The following is an 18,386-nucleotide window of genomic DNA, read 5'->3' on the forward strand; positions in this document are numbered from 1 at the left end:
CGGGACCGGGGCCACCGGACCGCAGTGGGGCCACCGCATCAGACGACCGTGGGGCAGGAGGGAAGGAGGACTCGATGCAGGACGAATCACCGGTCCTGACCGGAATCGACGGATCCGACGAGTCACTCGTCGCGGTCGGGTGGGCGGCGGAGGAGGCCCGTCGGCGCGAAGCACCGCTGCTGCTGATGGAGGCCGTGCCCTGGACCTCGTTCCGGGCGATCGGCCTGCCCTGGCTGGGGCAGGAGTACGACCGCGACATCGCGGTCCGCGCCGCCCGGGAGCGCCTCGCCCGTGCCGCCACGATCGCCCAGGACGCGTTGCCACCCTCCCGGATCACCCACGAGGTGCGGGGCGGCTCAGCGGCCGAGGTCCTCCACGACGCCTCCGCCGGCGCCCGACTGCTGGTAGTGGGTAGCCGCGGCCGGGGCGGTTTCGCCGGCCTGCTCGCCGGCTCGGTCGCGGTCACCGCGGCGTCGACGGCGCAATGCCCGGTGGTGGTGTGCCGCCGGGCACCGGCCCCGGGTGGACCGGTCGTCGTCGGCGTGGGACGCGAGAGCGACCCCGCGCTCGAGTTCGCCGTCGAGCAGGCGATGGGACGCGGGGTGCCGCTGGTCGCGGTGCGCGCATGGTTCGACGAGACGATGGACCCCTACACCGAGGCGCTGCTCGCCCAAGCCGGGCGGCAGGAGCGGGCGCTGACCGCGGTGGCCGAGCGGACCCGCGCGATTCTGGAGCCGTGGCAGACGAAATACCCCGGGCTCGCTGCCCGGGAGCGCATCGTGCTGGACAGCCCGTCCGGCGCACTGGTCGGGGAGTCCACCGGGGCGCAGTTGGTGGTCGTGGGCTCTCGGGGGCGGGGATCGGTCACCGGCCTGCTCCTGGGCTCGACCGGGCAGGCGGTGATGCGGCACGCGCACTGCCCGGTAGCCGTGGTCCGGGCGCCGGGCGGCAGGCACGACGCCGGATGACCGCGGCGCTCCCGCCGCCGACCTGCCCACATCGACGGTGAGCAGGCACCGCGGCGAGGCCGTCGATGGTCCCGGGCGGCCAGCGACCTGGCCGCCCGGCGAATCCACCTAGGGACCGCCCCTCCTACCTGAACCGGTTGCGCATCGAGTACGTCAGGGCGAGAGTGGGCCCTGCGCAGTCGCGGGCGTGGTCGTCGCCGGTCTGCGGGTCAGGCCCGGACCACGACCACCGTGCAGTGCGCGTGGATGACGCTGTTGAGCCCGACTGAGCCGATCATCAGGCTGGCGGTCTCGCCTCGGCCGCGGTGTCCCACGACGAGTATCTCCGCTCCGCGGGACAGCCGTTCCAGTACCGCACCCGGGGGGCCGCGGTGCACCTCGACCTCGAGTGGGGGGTTCGCTGTGCCTCGTGCCGTGCGCGCCTCGGTCACCGCCTTGATCTGCTCCGCTGCCTTCTCTCGCGCGGACTCGCGGAGCCCGGCCATGTCCACCGTCGCGCCGAGGCTCAGCACCCAGGATGCGGGGACGTCATAGACGAGCACAACGCGGGCTGTCAGGCCACGTAGGACGGCCTCGTCCAGCGCGAACTCACACGCGGCCCGGGATCCCTCCGAACCGTCGATCCCGACCAGGATGTGGCCCGCCCCGGCTCCGGCCGTCTCGTCACCGTCGCTCATCCGTGTGCTCCCCTCATCGTGCGGTTTCCGGGAAGTGTGCCCGACGTGGCCGAAGTGGACAGGGTCGAACGGCTCGGGTCGGTCCGGCCGCGGGACGCGGACGGGGCGGGTCAGGTACGGGCGAGCCCGCGATGAGCGGGTGTATCGACGCGTCGTCCTGAGCGGGATTGGGTGACCAAGTCCCGGTTCGTGGCGGGCGCGGCCGCTCCCGAAACACCCGCGTCAGCCGACCAACGCCGGCGAGCAGACCTTGAAGCAATCAGTCTCTGTCAGCTGGCGGCGAGGCGCCGGACGGTGGTGACGCTAAGTACGGCGGCCGCTGACGAAGCCGCCGAACGCGATCGCGTAGAGGTAGGACAGCTGCCAGGTGGCCGGCATCCGCAGGGCCGTGCCCAGGCGGCCGAGCATCGTGCCCTGCGGCGCCCCGGTCGCGCAGCAGCAGGTAGGTGACCACGGCGTAGACCACGAGCAGCAGCACCGCGACCAGCTCGAACGGGAACGTGGGTCCGAACGCGTCGACGAGTTGCACGGTGGTGAACGAGGAGATCGCCGTCCCGCCCATTCCCGCGCCGAACACGGCGAGCGCCGCGGTGCGTGGACCGCTGCCTACACTCGCGGCCGTGACGATGCCCCTGACCGGACGTGTCCGGCAGGCGGTCCGGGCATTGACCCCGGGGTACTTCGCACTGGTGATGGCCACCGGGATCCTGTCGATCGGCATGCACCGGGTCGGCGTTGTCGCGCTCTCGGAGTTGCTGTTTGTCGTCTGCGCCGCCACGTTCGCCGTTCTGGTCGTGCTCACCGGATGGCGCCTGGTCAGCTTCCGCGACGCTGTCGTCGACGACTTCATCGACCCAGGCCGCGCGTTCGGCTTCTTCACCTTCATCGCAGGCACCAACGTCCTCGGCGTGCGGCTCTCCATCGGCGGTTACCACACCACGACCGCGACCTTGCTGATCGTCTCTGGTGTGACCTGGCTGGTGCTGGGCTACGTGATCCCGTGGACGGCGGTGCTGAGTCGGACGCAGCGCCCGGTCGTCGCGACCGCCAACGGGACCTGGTTCATCTGGGTGGTCGCCAGCCAGTCGGTCGCGGTCTCCGCGGCCACCCTGGAACCGCTGTCGGCATTCGACGGGCTCCGGGGTGTGCTGGCAGTGGTAGCGGTGTTCTCCTGGTCGGTGGGGGTCTTCCTGTACGCCTCGGCCGCCGTGTTCGTGGCGGCCCGGATGATGCTCTACGAGCTGCGCCCGGTGGACCTGACCCCGCCCTACTGGGTGGCCATGGGCGCGGCCGCGATCACCGCCCTGGCCGGGGCACGGATCGCCGAGATGGACGTCGCACCCATGGTGGTGGCCACCCGCGGTCTCGTTGCCGGCATGTCGGTCGCGTTCTGGTCATTCGCCACCTGGCTGATCCCGGTGCTGATCGCGGCCGGGTGGTGGCGCCACCGTGTGCACCGAGTGCCCCTGACTTACCAGGCCACGCTGTGGAGCGTCGTGTTCCCACTGGGTATGTACGCCGTCGCGAGTCTCGATCTCGGTGAGGCCGTCGCGCTACCACTCGTGGGCATCATCGGCGCGGTCGAGCTGTGGCTTGCTTTCGGCGCCTGGGCCCTGGTCTTCGCCGCCATGAGCGTGCACCTGTGGCGCACCATCATCCGGGTGACATGAGAACGCGGCGACGATCTCTCATCGTGTGCGTCGTGGAGGGTCGCCCACCCCTCCCCACCAGCTACTGGGCGGGTCGCTGGCCGGGAACGAGTCGTGGCCGCTCACATCCTGCTCGGTCGCCTCGGCCTCTGTCGATTCTTCCTCTGCAGCAGGCGTGCCGGCGTCGCCACCGGTGCCTGCGTGTTCGGGTCGTGCCGCCGCTGGGCGGTCGTGCGGTGCCATTGCAGAACCTTCCTCGTAGACGTCCCGACCGGCCGCCGCGGGGACGCCGACCGGTTCATCGATCACCTTGCGTGAGTGCACTGAGGATGTCCCGATCGAACCTCGAGATCACATCGAGCGGGATCTCCTTGGGGCAGACAGCCGTGCACTCGCCGATCTGGGTACATGCCCCGAAGCCCTCGTCGTCGTGCTGCGTGATCATCGTCAACGCCCGTGACGCACGCTCCGGTTGCCCTTGCGGAAGCCGGCCGAGGTGGCTGACCTTCGCGCCGGCGAACAGCATCGCCGACCCGTTGGGGCAGGCCGCGACACAGGCACCGCAGCCGATGCAGGTCGCGGCTTCGAAGGCACGGTCGGCGTCGGTCCTGGGCACCGCCACAGCGTGGGCATCCGGGGCCGCCCCGGCCGGTGCGCTGACGTAGCCGCCCGCCGCGATGATGCGGTCGAACGCACTCCGGTCGACGACGAGATCCTTGATGACGGGAAACGGCGCCGCACGCCACGGCTCCACGTCGATCACGGCACCGTCGGCGAAGCTGCGCATGTACAGCTGGCAGGTGGTGACCGCGCTTTCCGGGCCGTGTGCGATGCCGTCGATCACCACGCCGCACGTGCCGCAGATGCCTTCGCGGCAGTCGTGGTCGAACGCGATCGGCTCACCGTCGGTCAGCGCGAGACGTTCGTTGAGCACGTCGAGCACTTCCAGGAATGACATGTCCGGCGTGACGCCGTCCACCTCATAGGCGACGAGCCGGCCACGCTCGGCGGGACCGTTCTGTCGCCACACGCGCAGTGTGATCTTCACGGGTCGCTCCGTTGCTTCATCTCGACGCAGGCAGTGGTGGCCATCAGCCCACCCATCCGGACAGGATCGCGATCGGGGGGAGGAGGAACCCGGCGGTGATCACCACCGCGACCGACACGGCAGCGCCGTCGAGGGTGCGACGCCGGTGCACGCTGGTGTTCGCTCCCAGCGTCGCGAACGCGCTCCAGAACCCGTGCCGCAGGTGCAACCCCACCGCCAGCAACGCGACCGCATAGCTCACGGTCACCCACCACACCCCGAAACCATTGACCATGCGCTCGTACGGGCTTTCGGACGGGCCGCCGGGATGGATTGTGTTCCAGGTCAGGTGGAGCAGGTGGTAGACCACGAACAAGGCCACGACCACACCGCCCCATCGCATGGTGAACGAGGCGTAGGTTCGCTGTACACCACGCGGCGCCCGGCGGCTGGCATACCGTCGGCTCCCACGTCCGCCAGTGGCCCGGCGCGCTCGGGCCCACAGCACGCCCGCCGCTCCGATGTGGATCAGCACGCTCGCCAGCAGCACCACCCGAATGATCCAGAGCGCACCGGCATGTGGCAGCAACGGTGTGCCCATCGTGCGCAGGTGACGCGCATAGCCGTCGAACGCGGCCTGCCCGGAGAACACCTTGAGGTTGCCGTACATGTGCACTACCAGGTACAGCACCATGATCAGCCCCGTGACCGCCATCGCCGCCTTGAGGACCACGGTCGAGTGCAGCACCCATCGCCGCGTCGAGATCGGCCGCACAGTGATCACACCGTCCTGCGGTTCGGTCGGCACCGACGACGCCGCGGAGCGGTCCAGCGACCTACTCTGCCACTGCGGCAGTCGATCATCCTGGCGGGTGCGGTAGGCCCCTGCTCATTCACCGTGCTGAGCGGAGCGATCAACTGGGGCGGCCGCCCGCATGCCGACCTTGGCGACCGTGAGCAGCACGACGGCGTCCTCGATCGCATCGAGCCGGTGCGACCGCGGGGGGACCACGACGAGATCACCCTGCCTGCCGTCCCACGCATCCTCGTCGGCGACAAGCCGGACCCGCCCGCGCAGCACGTGCACCGTGGCCTCGCCCGGGTTGTCGTGCTCGGCCAGCGAGCGCCCGCTCACCAGCGCGACCACCGTCTGGCGCATCACGCGCTCGTGCCCGCCGACAACGGTGCGCGCAGCCCGCCCCGCCGTCGACTGCCGAGCCGCCTCGAGCTGCTCCCGAGCGAGCGCATCCAAGGAAAGCTTCTGCACAGCCACCCCTCCCGGCGGACTCGCCGCCACGCCCAGGGTGACACCGCACACGACGCCCCTCAAGGGCACCCCGACAAGTTGTGGTGACGGCCTGCGTCGCGCTCTCCGTCCACGGCATCGAGCCGCAGGCCCGGCGGGTGCATTGTCGGCATGGCATTGGTGGCCTGTCCGCGGTCAGCCGTTTCCCGACCACCTCGTTCGACAGTCGTGCCAGCAAGCAGCAGGCGTGTGTCAGCCGGCGGCCAGGCGGCGGACAGTAGTGGCGCTGAGGACGGCGGCCAGCAGGGCTGCGAGGGCCATCAGCACGAACCCGAGCGTGTAGGTGCCGGTCAGGGTGTAGACCGCGCCCATGATCAGTGGTGGGAAGAACCCGCCGAGGCCGCCGGCGGCCCCGACCACCCCGGTCACCGTGCCGACCCGCTCGGCCGGGACCGTGCGCGCGACCATCGCGAACACCGCGCCCGTCCCGATCCCCAGCACCGCGGCCAGCAGCAGGAACGCCACCGTGCCCGCCGGCAGCAGCTCGAGCTTGAGTGCCGCCAGCAACGCGAGCAGGGCGGCGACGACGAAGACGGCGACGAGCACCCGCACCGGGGGCAGCCGGTCGGCCAGCCACCCACCCACCGGGCGCATGAGTACCGCCAGCACCACGAACCCCGCGGTGCGCACGGCCGCGTCACCCCGCTCCAGCCCGTAGTCGTTGATCAGCTCGGTCGGCAGGTAGACGCTGAAGGCGACGAAGCCGCCGAACGCGATCGCGTAGAGGTAGGACAGCTGCCAGGTGGCCGGCATCCGCAGCGCGACCGCGAGGCGGCCGAGCATGCTGCCCTGCGGCACCGGCCGGTCCGGCCGGTCGCGCAGCAGCAGGTACGCGGCGACCGCGTAGAGCACCAGCAGGACCGCGACCAGGTCGAACGGGAACGTGCGTCCGACCGCGCCCGCCAGCTGCACGGTGGTGAACGAGGAGATCGCCGTCCCGCCCATCCCGGCCCCGAACACCCCGAGGGCCAGGCCGCGCCGCTCCGGCGGGTACCACGAGTTCACGAACGGCACCCCGATCGCGAACGTGGTGCCGCCGAGGCCGAGGAAGAAGCCGCCGACCAGGTAGGCGGCGAACGAATCGGCCAGGTGCCCGAGGTAGAGCACCGGTAGCACGGTGAGCAGCGCCAGCGCCGGGAACATCCGGCGGGCACCGAGCCGGTCGGTCAGCGCCCCGACCGGTATCCGGCCCAGCGAGCCGACCAGGACCGGGACCGCCACCACCAGCGACTGCTGGAACGAGCTGAGCCCCAGCTCCTCGCGCAGCGACGCCCCGAGCGGGGAGAGCAGCGCCCAGGCCCAGAACGTCAGCACGAAGCCGACGGTGGACAGCGCCAGCATCAGCGCCGGGCTCCCGCCCGTACCGCCGGCCGGCGACGTCCCCGCGCGGTCCCGCCCCGCGCGCTCCCGCTCCGACGGTGCGGACATGGCGTCCTCCTCGATCCGGTCCGCGGCGCTCACCGTTCGGCACGCCGCCACGGGGGGCGTCCACCGTGGTGCCTCCCGTTCCGGGCCGCAAGGGGCCGGACGTCCCGTCCGACCTGGGGCGATCGACTTAGTGATCAACTACCACTTACCTCTCGCGCGGAGACCGGCGAGGGTCCAGGATGAGTTGTCTCCGAACCGATCCGTGATGCAACTCCCACCACGATCGGCCCGTGCGCGGGCAGGAAAGAGTCCACATGGGATCCATGACCGGTGGCCGGGCGACACCCGGGGACGCCGCAGCGGCGGGCGTCACCGACGGGCCCGCGGCCGACGCACTGCTGCGTGCCGGGCGGTTCCTGCACCGGCGGCCGGTGACCGGCGACCTGCGCGCCGAGTTCCGCCGAGGCGGCCGCGAGGGCGACGTCTTCTACCGGGACCGGTGGAGCCACGACAAGGTCGTCCGGTCCACGCACGGCGTGAACTGCACCGGATCCTGCTCGTGGAAGGTCTACGTCAAGGACGGGATCATCACCTGGGAGACCCAGGAGACCGACTACCCGTCGGTGGGGCCGGACTCACCGGAGTACGAGCCCCGCGGCTGCCCGCGCGGGGCCGCGTTCTCCTGGTACACCTACTCGCCGACCCGGGTCCGCTACCCGTACGCGCGCGGCGTGCTGGTCGAGATGTACCGCGAGGCCCGCGCCCGACTGCGGGACCCGGTCGCCGCCTGGGCCGAGATCACCGGCGACCCCGAGCGCCGGCGCCGCTACCAGTCGGCCCGGGGCAAGGGCGGGCACGTGCGGGTCTCCTGGGACGAGGCCGTCGAGATCATCGCCGCCGCGCACGTGCACACGATCCGCACCCACGGCCCGGACCGGATCGCCGGCTTCTCCCCGATCCCGGCCATGTCGATGGTCAGCCACGCGGCCGGGTCCCGGTTCGTCGAGCTCGTCGGCGGGGCGATGACGTCGTTCTACGACTGGTACGCCGACCTGCCGGTGGCCTCCCCGCAGGTGTTCGGCGACCAGACCGACGTGCCCGAGTCGGGGGACTGGTGGAACGCCACCTACCTGCTGATGTGGGGCTCCAACGTGCCCGTCACCCGCACCCCGGACGCGCACTGGATGGCCGAGGCGCGCTACCGCGGCCAGAAGGTCGTCGTGGTCTCGCCCGACTACGCCGACAACACCAAGTTCGCCGACACCTGGCTGCCCGCCCAGCCCGGCACCGACGGCGCGCTGGCCATGGCCATGGGCCACGTGATGCTGACCGAGTTCTTCGTCCGCCGCCAGGTGCCGTTCTTCACCGACTACGTCGGCCGGCACACCGACCTGCCGTTCCTGGTCAGCCTCGACGTCCGCGACGGCGCCTATGTGCCCGGCCGGTTCCTCACCGCCGCCGACCTGGGTGAGCAGAGCGAGGGCGCCGACTGGAAGACCGTGCTGCTCGACGACCGCACCGGCGAGCCGGTGGTGCCGAACGGCTCGCTCGGGTTCCGCCACACCGAGTCGGGCGAGGGCCGCTGGAACCTGGACCTCGACGGTGTCGAGCCGCGCCTGACCCTGTACGGGAGTGGCGACGGGACCGCCGAGGTGCTCTTTCCTCGGTTCGATGCCGCGGACGGGACCGCGGGCGTGCTGCGCCGCGGGGTGCCGGTCACCCGGGTCGGCGGCCGCACCGTCACCACCGTGTTCGACCTGATGCTGGCCCAGTACGGCGTCGCCCGCGACGGCCTGCCCGGAACCTGGCCGTCCGGCTACGACGACGCGAGCGAGCCCTACACGCCGGCCTGGCAGGAGCCGATCACCTCGGTCCCGGCCGAGCTGGCGACCCGGATCGCCCGGGAGATGGCGGAGAACGCCGAGGAGTCCGGCGGCCGGACGATGATCATCATGGGGGCCGGGATCTGCCAGTGGTTCCACGGCGACACGACCTACCGGGCGATCCTCGCGCTGCTGCTGCTCACCGGCTCGATGGGCCGCAACGGTGGCGGCTGGGCGCACTACGTGGGCCAGGAGAAGTGCCGCCCGGTGACCGGCTGGGCGACCATGGCCTCGGCCACCGACTGGCAGCGCCCGCCACGCCAGATGATCGGGACCGCGTACTGGTACACGCACACCGACCAGTGGCGCTACGACGGCTACCGGGCCGACGCGCTGACCTCCCCGCTGGCCGACGGCGCGCTGTCCGGGATGCACACCATCGACACGATCGCCCGCTCGGCGCGGCTCGGGTGGATGCCGTCGTATCCGCAGTTCGACCGCAACCCCCTCGACGTCGCCGACGAGATCCCGGACGGCGCCGACGCCGCCACGCACGTCGCCGGCGAACTGGCGGCGGGCCGGCTGCGGTTCGCGATCGAGGACCCGGACGCGGAGCAGAACTGGCCGCGCGTGCTCACCCTGTGGCGGGCGAACCTGCTCGGCTCCTCGGCCAAGGGCGACGAGTACTTCCTGCGCCACCTGCTCGGCACCCACGACAGCGTCCGCGCCGAGCAGACGCCCGAACACCTGCGGCCCCGCGACGTGACCTGGCGCGAGGGCGAGCCGCCGCGCGGCAAGCTCGACCTGCTGGTGTCGCTGGACTTCCGGATGACCAGCTCGACGTTGCTGTCCGACGTCGTGCTCCCGGCCGCGACCTGGTACGAGAAGCACGACCTCAACACCACCGACATGCACCCGTTCGTGCACGCGTTCAACCCGGCGATCGACCCGCCGTTCGAGTCGCGCACCGACTTCGACGCGTTCACCGCGATCGGCCGCCGCTTCTCCGAGCTGGCGCGCACCCACCTCGGTGTGCGCCGCGACGTGGTCGCGGTGCCGCTGCAGCACGACACCCCCGGGGAGACCGCGCAGCCCGGCGGCGTGGTGCGGGACTGGAGCCGCGGCGAGTGCGAACCGGTCCCGGGGAAGACCATGCCGAACTTCGTCGTCGTCGAGCGCGACTACCCGGCCGTCGCCGACAAGATGGCCACGCTCGGCCCGCTCACCGAGCAGCTCGGCCTGGTCACCAAGGGGATCACCTACCACCCCGACGAGGAGGTCGCCGAGCTCGCGGCGGCCAACGGGGTCATGTCGTCCGGGGCCGGTGCCGGGCGCCCCGCGCTGGACACCTCGGCGAGGATGGCCGAGGCGATCCTCGCGCTCTCGGGCACCACCAACGGCCGGCTGGCCACGCAGGGCTTCCGGACCCTGGAGCGGCGCACCGGGACCCCGCTCGCGGACCTCGCCGAGGGCAGCGAGGAACGGCGCATCCACTTCGCCGACACCCAGGCCCGGCCGGTCCCGGTGATCACCAGCCCGGAGTGGTCGGGCAGCGAGACCGGCGGGCGCCGCTACGCCCCGTTCACCGTCAATGTCGAGCGGCGCAAACCCTGGCACACCCTCACCGGGCGGATGCACTTCCTGCTCGACCACGAGTGGATCCGCGAGTTCGGCGAGATGCTGCCGATCTACCGGGTACCGCTGAACATGCGGGCGCTGTTCGGCGAGGGCGCGATCGGCGACACCGACGGCCGCTCGGTCGTCGTCCGCTACCTGACCCCGCACTCGAAGTGGTCGATCCACTCCGAGTACCAGGACAACCTGTTCATGCTCTCGCTGTCCCGCGGCGGCCCGGTGGTCTGGATGTCGGTCGAGGACGCCGCCGCGATCGGCGTGCGGGACAACGACTGGGTGGAGGCGGTGAACCGCAACGGGGTGATGGCGTTGCGGGCGACCGTCAGCCACCGGATGCCGGCGGGCACCGCGTTCGTCTACCACGCCCAGGAGCGGGTGGTGAACGTCCCGCTCACCGAGACCACCGGGAAGCGCGGCGGGATCCACAATTCGCTGACCCGGATCCTGGTCAAACCGACGCACCTCATCGGTGGCTACGCCCAGCTGTCGTTCGCCTTCAACTACCTCGGCCCGACCGGAAACCAGCGCGACGAGGTCACGGTGATCCGCCGTCGCTCCCAGGAGGTGCGGTACTGATGCGCGTGATGGCCCAGATGGGCATGGTCATGAACCTCGACAAGTGCATCGGGTGCCACACGTGCTCGGTCACCTGCAAACAGGCGTGGACGAACCGCGGCGGTGTCGAGTACGTCTGGTTCAACAACGTCGAGACCCGCCCCGGGCAGGGCTACCCGCGTCGCTACGCCGACCAGGAACGCTGGCAGGGCGGCTGGGTCCGCAACCGGCGCGGGCGCCTGCAGCTCAAGGCCGGCGGCCGGTGGCGCAAGCTCGCGACGATCTTCGCGAACCCGGTGCTGCCGAACATCCGGGACTACTACGAGCCCTGGACCTACGACTACGAGACGCTCACCGAGGCGCCGCTCGGTGACGACTTCCCGGTCGCGCAGCCGCGCTCGCTGCTGACCGGCGAGCCGATGCAGGTCGAGTGGAGCGCCAACTGGGACGACGACCTGGGCGGCGGCCCCGAACTGGCGTCGCAGGACCCGGTGGTGGAGAAGCTGCGCCGCGAGTCCGAGGACGCGGTCAAGCTCGACTACGAGCGCGCGTTCATGTTCTTCCTGCCGCGGATCTGTGAGCACTGCCTGAACCCGTCGTGCGTGGCGTCCTGCCCGTCCGGGGCGATGTACAAGCGCGCCGAGGACGGCATCGTGCTCGTCGACCAGGACCAGTGCCGGGGCTGGCGGATGTGCGTGACCGGGTGCCCGTACAAGAAGGTCTACTTCAACCACCGCACCGGCAAGGCCGAGAAGTGCACGTTCTGCTACCCGCGGGTCGAGGTCGGGCTGCCGACGATCTGCTCGGAGACCTGCGTCGGGCGGCTGCGCTACATCGGTCTGGTGCTCTACGACGTCGACCGGGTCGGCGAGGCCGCCGCGGTCGAGAACGAGCAGGACCTCTACGAGGCCCAGCTCGACATCCTGCTGGACCCGAACGACCCCGAGGTGGTCGCGGCGGCGCGCCGCGACGGCATCGCCGAGGACTGGATCGTCGCCGCCCAGCGCTCGCCGGTGTACAAGCTCGCCAAGGAGTACCGGGTGGCGCTGCCGCTGCATCCGGAGTTCCGCACGATGCCGATGGTCTGGTACATCCCGCCGCTGTCGCCGGTGGTCGACCGGCTCACCGAGACCGGCCACGACGGCGAGTCCGCCGCCAACCTGTTCGGCGCCGTCGACGCGCTCCGGATCCCGATCGACTACCTGGCGGAGCTGTTCACCGCGGGCGACCCGGAACCGGTGCGCGACGTGCTCAACACCCTCGCCGCGATGCGCGCGTTCATGCGCGACGTGACGCTCGGCCGCGAGATCGACGAGTCGATCCCGGCCGCCGTCGGGATGGACGGTGCCCAGATCATGGAGATGTACCGGCTGCTGGCGATCGCCAAGTACGAGGAGCGCTACGTCATCCCGACCGCGCACCAGGGCGACGCGCACCGGCTCGAGGAGCTGGCCTGCTCGCTGGACTTCGAGGGCGGGCCCGGGATGGGCGGCGAGGGACCGGACGGCGGGGCACCGTTCGGCGAGGCCTCCGGACGGCCGGTCCCGGTGTCGGTGGAGACCTTCCACGCGCTCGCCGACCGGCAGACCGCCGACGGTTTCGGCGACACGGAGAGCCGCCGCGGGCGGGTGAACCTGCTCAACTGGGACGGCCGGGGCCGGCCCGACGGCCTGTTCCCGCCCCGCCGGACGGCGGCCGAGCGGGCCCGTGACGGTGCCGCCGCGGCCGAGCACGCCGGGGACACCGGGCGGGACGGGGCCGGACCGGCGGGCGGTGCGCAGTGAGGGCCGAGCTGAGCGCCCGGGACCAGACGGTCGTGCTGCAGGCGGTCTCGGTGTGCCTGCAGCACCCGGATGCGCGGGTGCTGGCTCTGTTCCCGCTCGTGCGCGCGGCCGTCGCCGAGCTGCCGGACTGTCGCTCGGCCGAACGGCTGGCCCACTTCCTCGACGTCGCCGACGCCACGCCGCCGATCCGGGCCGCGGCCCACCACGTGTCGGTGTTCGACACCCGCCGCCGGTGCTGTCCGTACCTGACCTGGTGGTCCGACGGCGAGACCCGCCGCCGCGGCGCGTCGCTGGCCGCGGTCAAGGCGCGCTTCCACGTGGCCGGGTACGAGCTGACCGGCGGCGAGCTGCCCGACTACCTGCCGGTGGTCTGCGAGTACGCGGCCACCGCCGACCTCGCCGACGGGCTGGCGCTGCTGCAGGAGCACCGGCCCGGCCTGGAGCTGCTGCGCCTGGCGCTGCTGGACGCCGAGACCCCGTACGCGGCGCCGGTGGAGGCGCTGTGCGCACTGCTGCCCGGCGCCTCACCGCGCGACGTCGCCGCGGCCAAGGCGCTGGCCCGCTCCGGCCCGCCGCGCGAGCAGGTCGGGCTGGAGCTCGCCCCGTTCACCCCCGCCGGAGGAGCGTCATGACCACGACCTGGCTCGACGTCCTGCTCTGGGCAGTGCTGCCCTACGTGATGGTGGTCGTGCTCGTCGGCGGCACGATCTGGCGCTACCGCTACGACCGGTTCGGCTGGACCACCCGGTCCTCGGAGCTGCACGAGTCACGCCTGCTGCGGATCGGCAGCCCGATGTTCCACTTCGGGCTGCTGGTCGTGATCGTCGGCCACGTCATCGGGCTGGTCATCCCGGCATCGTGGACCGCCGCGATCGGCATCACCCAGGAGGCCTACCACGTGCAGGCGCTGGTGCTGGGCGCGATCGCCGGGATCAGCACGCTGGCCGGGATCGCGATCCTGATCTACCGGCGGCGCACCACCGGCCCGGTGTTCTCGGCGACCACCCGCAACGACAAGCTCATGTACGTGGTGCTGGTCGCCGCGATCGTGGCCGGGCTGGCGACGACGCTGCTGGGCGCGGCCGGCGGCGAGGAGCACAACTACCGCGAGTCGGTCTCGCCGTGGTTCCGCTCGCTGTTCGTGCTGCAGCCCGACGTCGCGTCGATGGCGGCGGCGTCCACCGGGTTCCACCTGCACACGCTGATCGGGATGGCGCTGTTCGTCATCTGGCCGTTCACCCGGCTCGTGCACGCCTTCACCGCGCCGCTGCAGTACCTGTTCCGGCCCTACATCGTCTACCGCAGCCGCGACGGCGGTCCGGCGGCCCGGCCCGACCGGCGCGGCTGGGAACGGGTCTGACCTCCGTCACGCGAGAGAATCACCCGATGGCCGGACGGTGATCCGGGTGTGCCTCGGCCCACGCCGCCATCGCCCTGTTCCAGCCCGGGCCGTCCAGCGTCACCAGAGTCGCAGGGAACAGCCCATCCTCCTCACGCGCGATGTGGTCGCGCAGGTCGGCCATCTCCCGGCGCAGCCGCTGCACGTCCGCGGGGTCGCCCAGATCGATCCGCTCCAGAAACGCCTCGAGGGCCCGGTGCTCGGCAGCCAGCGTCCCGACGTAGTCGACGTAGAGATCGTCGGCCTCGGCCATCACGACGAACACGCCGTTCTCCTCTCCCCGCCAGTGGCTGCGCAGCTCCCCGGCCATCTCGACCACCAGCCGGTCCGCGGTGTGCCGATCACCGTGTTCGAGTGCCCGCAGTGCCCCGCCCCCCAGCGTGGTCGCGCGTTCGTGCTCGGCGATGTAGTCCCGGATCAGCGGGATCTCACGACAACCGCAGTAGTGGCACACGCGCCGCAGGGTCCCAGCCGCAGCCCTACCGGGCCAACATGATCCGCCCCGGGTCATGCCGGTACACGGCTCGCCGCCGCCCACTCGATCGCGGCCGCCGCCCGGTCGTGTGCGAAGTGGCGCACCTCGGGGTGCAGGGCCAGGTTTGCCGGCTGCGGGCCGTGGGTGCCGAGGAACCCGACCACGGCGAGCGCGACCCGCCGGATTCGGTTCTGGTGCCCGGCCACGAACGTGACGTGCCGGATCAGGCTGCGCAGATTCGCCCAGTCGGGGAATCCGGTACGCCCCGGTCTACCGGGTGCACGGTGGCGACGATGCTGTCGCCCGCCGGCGGTCGCTGGGCCGGCCGGTGGCGTTGAAGGCCGACGCGGCCGGCCTGCTGCACAAGAGCCGGGAGGGTGGGGGTGCTGGATCTGGACTCCGAGGCCGAGGTGCGCGACGGCGTCGAGCACCTCGCGCGGCGGTTCGGGTCCCGACTCGACGGTGTCCTGGTCCAGCCGACGGCGCCGCCCGGGGTCGAGGTGCTGGTCGGGATGACCCTCGACGAGGTCGTCGGCCCGATGCTGACCCTCGGCCGGGGCGGTACTGCAACCGATCTGCTCGGCGACGGCCGCCGACACCTGCTGGTGCCTGCGGGCGCGTCGGAGGCGGGGGGCGCGCTGGAACAGGCAGGCCTCGGTGCCGCGGTGCTCGGGCGGCATTCGCTGAGGTGCAGGACGTGGTGACGCGCTGGGGTTGGCTGGCGACCACGGTTGCGGGCCTGTGGAGGCCGAGATCAATCCACTGGTCGTGGGAACGGACGGGGCCGTCATCGCCGTCGACGTGCGAGCCCGGTTGGCGGGCCCGGACGACGCCCAGCGTCTCGCGACATGACCGGGAGCGCTCCGCCCATTCCGGCTCCGCAGGGCGCCCGAGCGCCCGACCACCGTGACGGCGAAGCCGTGCGCAGAATGAGGCCGTGCGCAGTGTGCGCCCCCGGAGGTTCGACCGGCGCAGGGCGGTTCAGCCCGTGGTCGTTGCGTCGGCGCGGCACGCGGTGGTGGTGTCCTCCCAGGCCCGCACGGCCGCGTCGACCGACTCCCGTGCCGGGCCGGTGGTCCATACGGTGACCGCGTCCGGCCAGGGCCCGGTGCGGTCGGCCATCTCGCGGGCGATGTCCGGGGAGGCGTCCGACGGGTTCGGGGCGCGCGTGCGGATCCGGTCCTCGGCGGTGGCGGGATCGGTGCGGCACTGCAGGGGCAGGAACGCGGCCCGGGCCTGGCGGGCGAGGTCGGCGGCGGTATCGCGCCACCGCCGATCGGTCCAGGATGCGTCCAGGACGACGGACTCGCCGCGGGCCAGCAGCAGCCCGGCCCGGCGGAGCAGCTCGGAGTAGGTGGCGTCGGTGTGGGTGGGGGAGTAGATCCCCTCCCCGTAGCCGGCCGCGGCGGAGTCGGCCGGGTCGAGCCCGGCGAGCTCCTTGCGCAACCGGTCGCTGGACAGCACGACCGCACCGGTGCGCGTGGCCAGCCCGGCGGCCACGGTGGACTTGCCGACCCCGGGCAGTCCACCGACGACCGCGAGGCGCACCGCCGCTGCCCGCAGTCGGCGGACGGCGAGGTCCAGATGGGTGCGCGCCAGGTCCGCGGCCGGGTCGTCGCCCTGGTCGTGGCGCAGGCAGGCGACCTTGCAGCGGACCAACGCCCGGTAGGCGATGTAGTGGTCGGCCAGCGACGCCGCAGCGGTGTCCCCGGCGAACTCCCGATAGGCCTCCAACAACCTCTCCGCGGCGTTGGGTGAGCCGAGTCGTTCCAGGTCCATCGCCAGGAACGCGACGTCGTCGATGCCGTCCACATAGCGCAGGCGGTCGTCGAAGTCGAGGCAGTCCAGCAGCCGGGGGCCGTCGTCGAGGCAGAAGATGTCATCGGCGAGCAGGTCGCCGTGCCCGTCGACGACCCGACCGGCCCGTACCCGCTCGGCGAAAAGAGGTTCCCGGCCGGTTAGGTAGTCGTGCACCAGCGCCGCGGCCTCGTCGAGCAGGTCCGGGTCCAGCGGCCGCCCGGCGAACGGCGCGAGCTCGGCGAGGTTGGCCTCCCACCGCGCGGCCACCGCGTCCCGCTCACCCGCCGCGGCGGCCTGAGCGGTGCGCGGGGCGTCGGCGTGGAAGCGGGCGACCAGCCGGCCGACCGCGCGCACCTCGTCGGTGACGTCGTGCCCGTCGCGGGCCAGGGTGGACAGCCGCCGGTCGGCCGGCATCCGGCGCATCACCAGGACCGGCTCCGGTGCATCGCCCTCCGGTCCGGTGAACGCGCCGACGCCGAGGTAGCAGTCCGGGGCCAGGCGTCGGTTGAGCTCCAGCTCCCGCTCCAGTGCCGCACGCCGCAGCTCGATGCGGCTGAAGTCGCAGAACGCGGTCCGGACCGGCTTCTTGAGCTTGTAGGCGCGGTCGCCGAGCAGCAGCACGACGCCGATGTGCGTCTCGTGGGCCACCGCGCCGGCCGACGGGCTCACGGCTGTATCTCGGAATGGTCCAACGGCCCGGTCGCGGTGAGGACGACGACCGGGCAGTGCGCGTGGTGCAGGACGGTGCGGCTGACCGAGCCGAGCAGGAGTCCTGCCAGGGCGCCGTTGCCGCGGGAGCCGACGACGAGCAGCTGCGCCCGCTCGGCGGCCCGCAGCAGGGCCTCGGTGGGGTGGCCCCGCACCAGCTCGGTCTCGATCGGCACGTCCGGGCGTGCGGTCCGGGCCGGCTGCACGGACTTGTCCAGCTGGCCGTGCTCGGCGTCCTCGACGGCGCCCCGTTTTTCGAGCAGCTCCAGCACGAAGGGGTCGATCCGGTCGTGGCTCCAGGCCCGGACGGCGAGCACCGAGGTCCCGAGCGCGCCGGCGGCGTCGACGGCGTGGCGCAGGGCCTGCGCGCCCGGGTCGGAGCCGTCCACCCCGACCACCACCGGTCCGTCTTCGGCACCCGGCCCGCGGACGACGACCACCGGGCACGGGGAGGTCGCCGAGAGCGCCATCGACACCGACCCGGCGAGCATCCCGGTGAACCCGCCGCGGCCGCGGCTGCCCACGACCAGCAGCTGTGCGGTCTGCGCTTCGGTGAGCAGCGCGCGTTTCGGCGAGCCGACGAGGACGACGTGGGAAACGATCAGCTCCGGGGCCAGGACGTGGGCCTGCGCCGCGGCGCCGGTGAGTTCTGTGCGGATGTGTGCCAGCAGCCTGTCCTGTTCCCGCGGATCCAGCTCGCCCACCGCCGCCATCGGCCGGTAGCCCGCCCACTCGACCACGCCGACCAGGCGCAACGGTGCGCTCCGGCGCCGCGCCTCGGCGGCGGCCCAGCGCACGGCGGCCAGCGCCGACTCCGAACCGTCCACGCCGGCGACGACCGCCGGCACCTCCCCCTCGGCCATGGTCATGTTCGGCCGCTCCTCCCCGTCGAGCGTCGGTCGGCAACGCCCCGAGCGTTGACCGGCCTGGTGTGTGCTGCCCACGGTGTCAGCGGGAGCGGCTGCAGCACAGGGGGCGGAAGTCCCGGGTGGCGATCACCGGCGATGTCCGGCCGCGCGCCCCGCGCGGCGCGGGTGGGAACGGTCTGATCCCGGCCACGACAAGTGTGATCCCGGCCATGACTATCGGCATCCACGTCCGTCGAGTGCGTCACACGGTGTGCGCGCCTCGCCACACGTCCTGCATCCGGCGGGCCGTGCTCACTAGACTCCGCTGCACTTCGGCGACGCCACCGCGGCGGCGCCCGGCGGG

Annotated in this window: 16 protein-coding genes; 7 read left to right on the top strand and 9 right to left on the bottom strand. The window is 72.3% G+C overall.

Annotation, left to right across the window (positions count from 1 at the left end):
- Nucleotides 1-74: 74 nt before the first annotated feature.
- The gene (locus JOF36_RS19145; RefSeq protein ID WP_210028521.1) at nt 75-968 is read left to right on the top strand and encodes a universal stress protein; all 894 of its coding nucleotides are present in this window, start codon (nt 75-77) and stop codon (nt 966-968) included.
- 209 nt (nt 969-1,177) lie between these two features.
- On the opposite strand, the gene JOF36_RS19150 is transcribed toward JOF36_RS19145, so the two are convergent.
- Nucleotides 1,178-1,645 (bottom strand): universal stress protein, encoded by a 468-nt coding sequence (locus JOF36_RS19150; RefSeq protein ID WP_210028524.1) that lies wholly within the window; start codon nt 1,643-1,645, stop codon nt 1,178-1,180.
- 626 nt (nt 1,646-2,271) lie between these two features.
- Here JOF36_RS19150 and JOF36_RS19155 point away from each other — a divergent pair.
- A complete protein-coding gene (locus JOF36_RS19155; protein WP_245352193.1) occupies nt 2,272-3,315 on the top strand; it encodes a tellurite resistance/C4-dicarboxylate transporter family protein in 1,044 nt (347 codons plus the stop codon).
- A 277-nt stretch (nt 3,316-3,592) separates the two neighbouring features.
- Here JOF36_RS19155 and JOF36_RS19160 read toward each other — a convergent pair whose 3' ends face one another.
- From JOF36_RS19160 to JOF36_RS19175, 4 genes are all read right to left on the bottom strand, one after another.
- Nucleotides 3,593-4,342 (bottom strand): succinate dehydrogenase/fumarate reductase iron-sulfur subunit, encoded by a 750-nt coding sequence (locus tag JOF36_RS19160; protein ID WP_210028528.1) that lies wholly within the window; start codon nt 4,340-4,342, stop codon nt 3,593-3,595.
- A 43-nt stretch (nt 4,343-4,385) separates the two neighbouring features.
- The gene (locus tag JOF36_RS19165) at nt 4,386-5,129 is read right to left on the bottom strand and encodes a succinate dehydrogenase cytochrome b subunit (protein ID WP_307862465.1); all 744 of its coding nucleotides are present in this window, start codon (nt 5,127-5,129) and stop codon (nt 4,386-4,388) included.
- An 81-nt stretch (nt 5,130-5,210) separates the two neighbouring features.
- On the bottom strand, nt 5,211-5,588 hold the full coding sequence (locus JOF36_RS19170; RefSeq protein ID WP_210028529.1) for a cupin domain-containing protein: 378 nt from the start codon (nt 5,586-5,588) through the stop codon (nt 5,211-5,213).
- Between the two features lie 231 nt (nt 5,589-5,819).
- Entirely contained in the window at nt 5,820-7,055 is a 1,236-nt protein-coding gene (locus JOF36_RS19175; RefSeq protein ID WP_281071543.1) for an MFS transporter, read from the bottom strand.
- A 263-nt stretch (nt 7,056-7,318) separates the two neighbouring features.
- Here JOF36_RS19175 and JOF36_RS19180 point away from each other — a divergent pair, with 263 nt between their 5' ends.
- The 4 genes from JOF36_RS19180 to narI are packed head-to-tail and all read left to right on the top strand — an operon-like array spanning nt 7,319 to nt 14,152.
- The gene (locus JOF36_RS19180; protein WP_372447455.1) at nt 7,319-11,029 is read left to right on the top strand and encodes a nitrate reductase subunit alpha; all 3,711 of its coding nucleotides are present in this window, start codon (nt 7,319-7,321) and stop codon (nt 11,027-11,029) included.
- Nucleotides 11,029-12,792 (top strand): nitrate reductase subunit beta, encoded by a 1,764-nt coding sequence (gene narH, locus JOF36_RS19185; RefSeq protein ID WP_210028543.1) that lies wholly within the window; start codon nt 11,029-11,031, stop codon nt 12,790-12,792. Before JOF36_RS19180 ends, narH begins: the two co-directional genes overlap by 1 nt.
- Nucleotides 12,789-13,424, top strand: a complete 636-nt coding sequence (gene narJ, locus JOF36_RS19190; RefSeq protein ID WP_210028547.1) for a nitrate reductase molybdenum cofactor assembly chaperone — start codon at nt 12,789-12,791, stop codon at nt 13,422-13,424. The genes narH and narJ overlap by 4 nt, the downstream gene beginning before the upstream one ends.
- On the top strand, nt 13,421-14,152 hold the full coding sequence (narI, locus tag JOF36_RS19195) for a respiratory nitrate reductase subunit gamma (protein WP_210028551.1): 732 nt from the start codon (nt 13,421-13,423) through the stop codon (nt 14,150-14,152). Before narJ ends, narI begins: the two co-directional genes overlap by 4 nt.
- Before the next feature lie 19 nt (nt 14,153-14,171).
- On the opposite strand, the gene JOF36_RS19200 is transcribed toward narI, so the two are convergent.
- Nucleotides 14,172-14,645: a hemerythrin domain-containing protein gene (locus tag JOF36_RS19200; RefSeq protein ID WP_210028555.1), complete on the bottom strand. Its 474-nt coding sequence runs from the start codon at nt 14,643-14,645 to the stop codon at nt 14,172-14,174.
- A gap of 53 nt (nt 14,646-14,698) precedes the next feature.
- Complete coding sequence (locus tag JOF36_RS19205; protein ID WP_210028556.1) at nt 14,699-14,872, bottom strand: hypothetical protein; 174 nt, start codon at nt 14,870-14,872, stop codon at nt 14,699-14,701.
- A gap of 177 nt (nt 14,873-15,049) precedes the next feature.
- On the opposite strand from JOF36_RS19205, the gene JOF36_RS19210 reads away from it, so the two are divergent.
- Complete coding sequence (locus JOF36_RS19210) at nt 15,050-15,370, top strand: acetate--CoA ligase family protein (RefSeq protein ID WP_210028560.1); 321 nt, start codon at nt 15,050-15,052, stop codon at nt 15,368-15,370.
- A 277-nt stretch (nt 15,371-15,647) separates the two neighbouring features.
- On the opposite strand, the gene JOF36_RS19215 is transcribed toward JOF36_RS19210, so the two are convergent.
- Together JOF36_RS19215 and JOF36_RS19220 are read right to left on the bottom strand one after the other, a co-directional pair.
- Entirely contained in the window at nt 15,648-17,135 is a 1,488-nt protein-coding gene (locus JOF36_RS19215) for a bifunctional aminoglycoside phosphotransferase/ATP-binding protein (RefSeq protein ID WP_210028568.1), read from the bottom strand.
- Nucleotides 17,132-18,043: a universal stress protein gene (locus tag JOF36_RS19220; RefSeq protein ID WP_210028570.1), complete on the bottom strand. Its 912-nt coding sequence runs from the start codon at nt 18,041-18,043 to the stop codon at nt 17,132-17,134. The genes JOF36_RS19215 and JOF36_RS19220 overlap by 4 nt, the downstream gene beginning before the upstream one ends.
- Between the last annotated feature and the right edge of the window lie 343 nt (nt 18,044-18,386).

Source organism: Pseudonocardia parietis (genome assembly GCF_017876315.1).
In the GTDB taxonomy this organism is placed as follows: domain Bacteria; phylum Actinomycetota; class Actinomycetes; order Mycobacteriales; family Pseudonocardiaceae; genus Pseudonocardia; species Pseudonocardia parietis.

Bases quoted from the DNA above. Each gene is read 5' to 3' on its own strand.
- JOF36_RS19145 (WP_210028521.1), top strand. From the start codon at position 75: ATGCAGGACGAATCACCGGTCCTGACCGGAATCGACGGATCCGACGAG.
- JOF36_RS19150 (WP_210028524.1), bottom strand. From the start codon at position 1,645: ATGAGCGACGGTGACGAGACGGCCGGAGCCGGGGCGGGCCACATCCTG.
- JOF36_RS19155 (WP_245352193.1), top strand. From the start codon at position 2,272: ATGCCCCTGACCGGACGTGTCCGGCAGGCGGTCCGGGCATTGACCCCG.
- JOF36_RS19175 (WP_281071543.1), bottom strand. From the start codon at position 7,055: ATGTCCGCACCGTCGGAGCGGGAGCGCGCGGGGCGGGACCGCGCGGGG.
- JOF36_RS19180 (WP_372447455.1), top strand. From the start codon at position 7,319: ATGACCGGTGGCCGGGCGACACCCGGGGACGCCGCAGCGGCGGGCGTC.
- narH (WP_210028543.1), top strand. From the start codon at position 11,029: ATGCGCGTGATGGCCCAGATGGGCATGGTCATGAACCTCGACAAGTGC.
- narI (WP_210028551.1), top strand. From the start codon at position 13,421: ATGACCACGACCTGGCTCGACGTCCTGCTCTGGGCAGTGCTGCCCTAC.
- JOF36_RS19220 (WP_210028570.1), bottom strand. From the start codon at position 18,043: ATGACCATGGCCGAGGGGGAGGTGCCGGCGGTCGTCGCCGGCGTGGAC.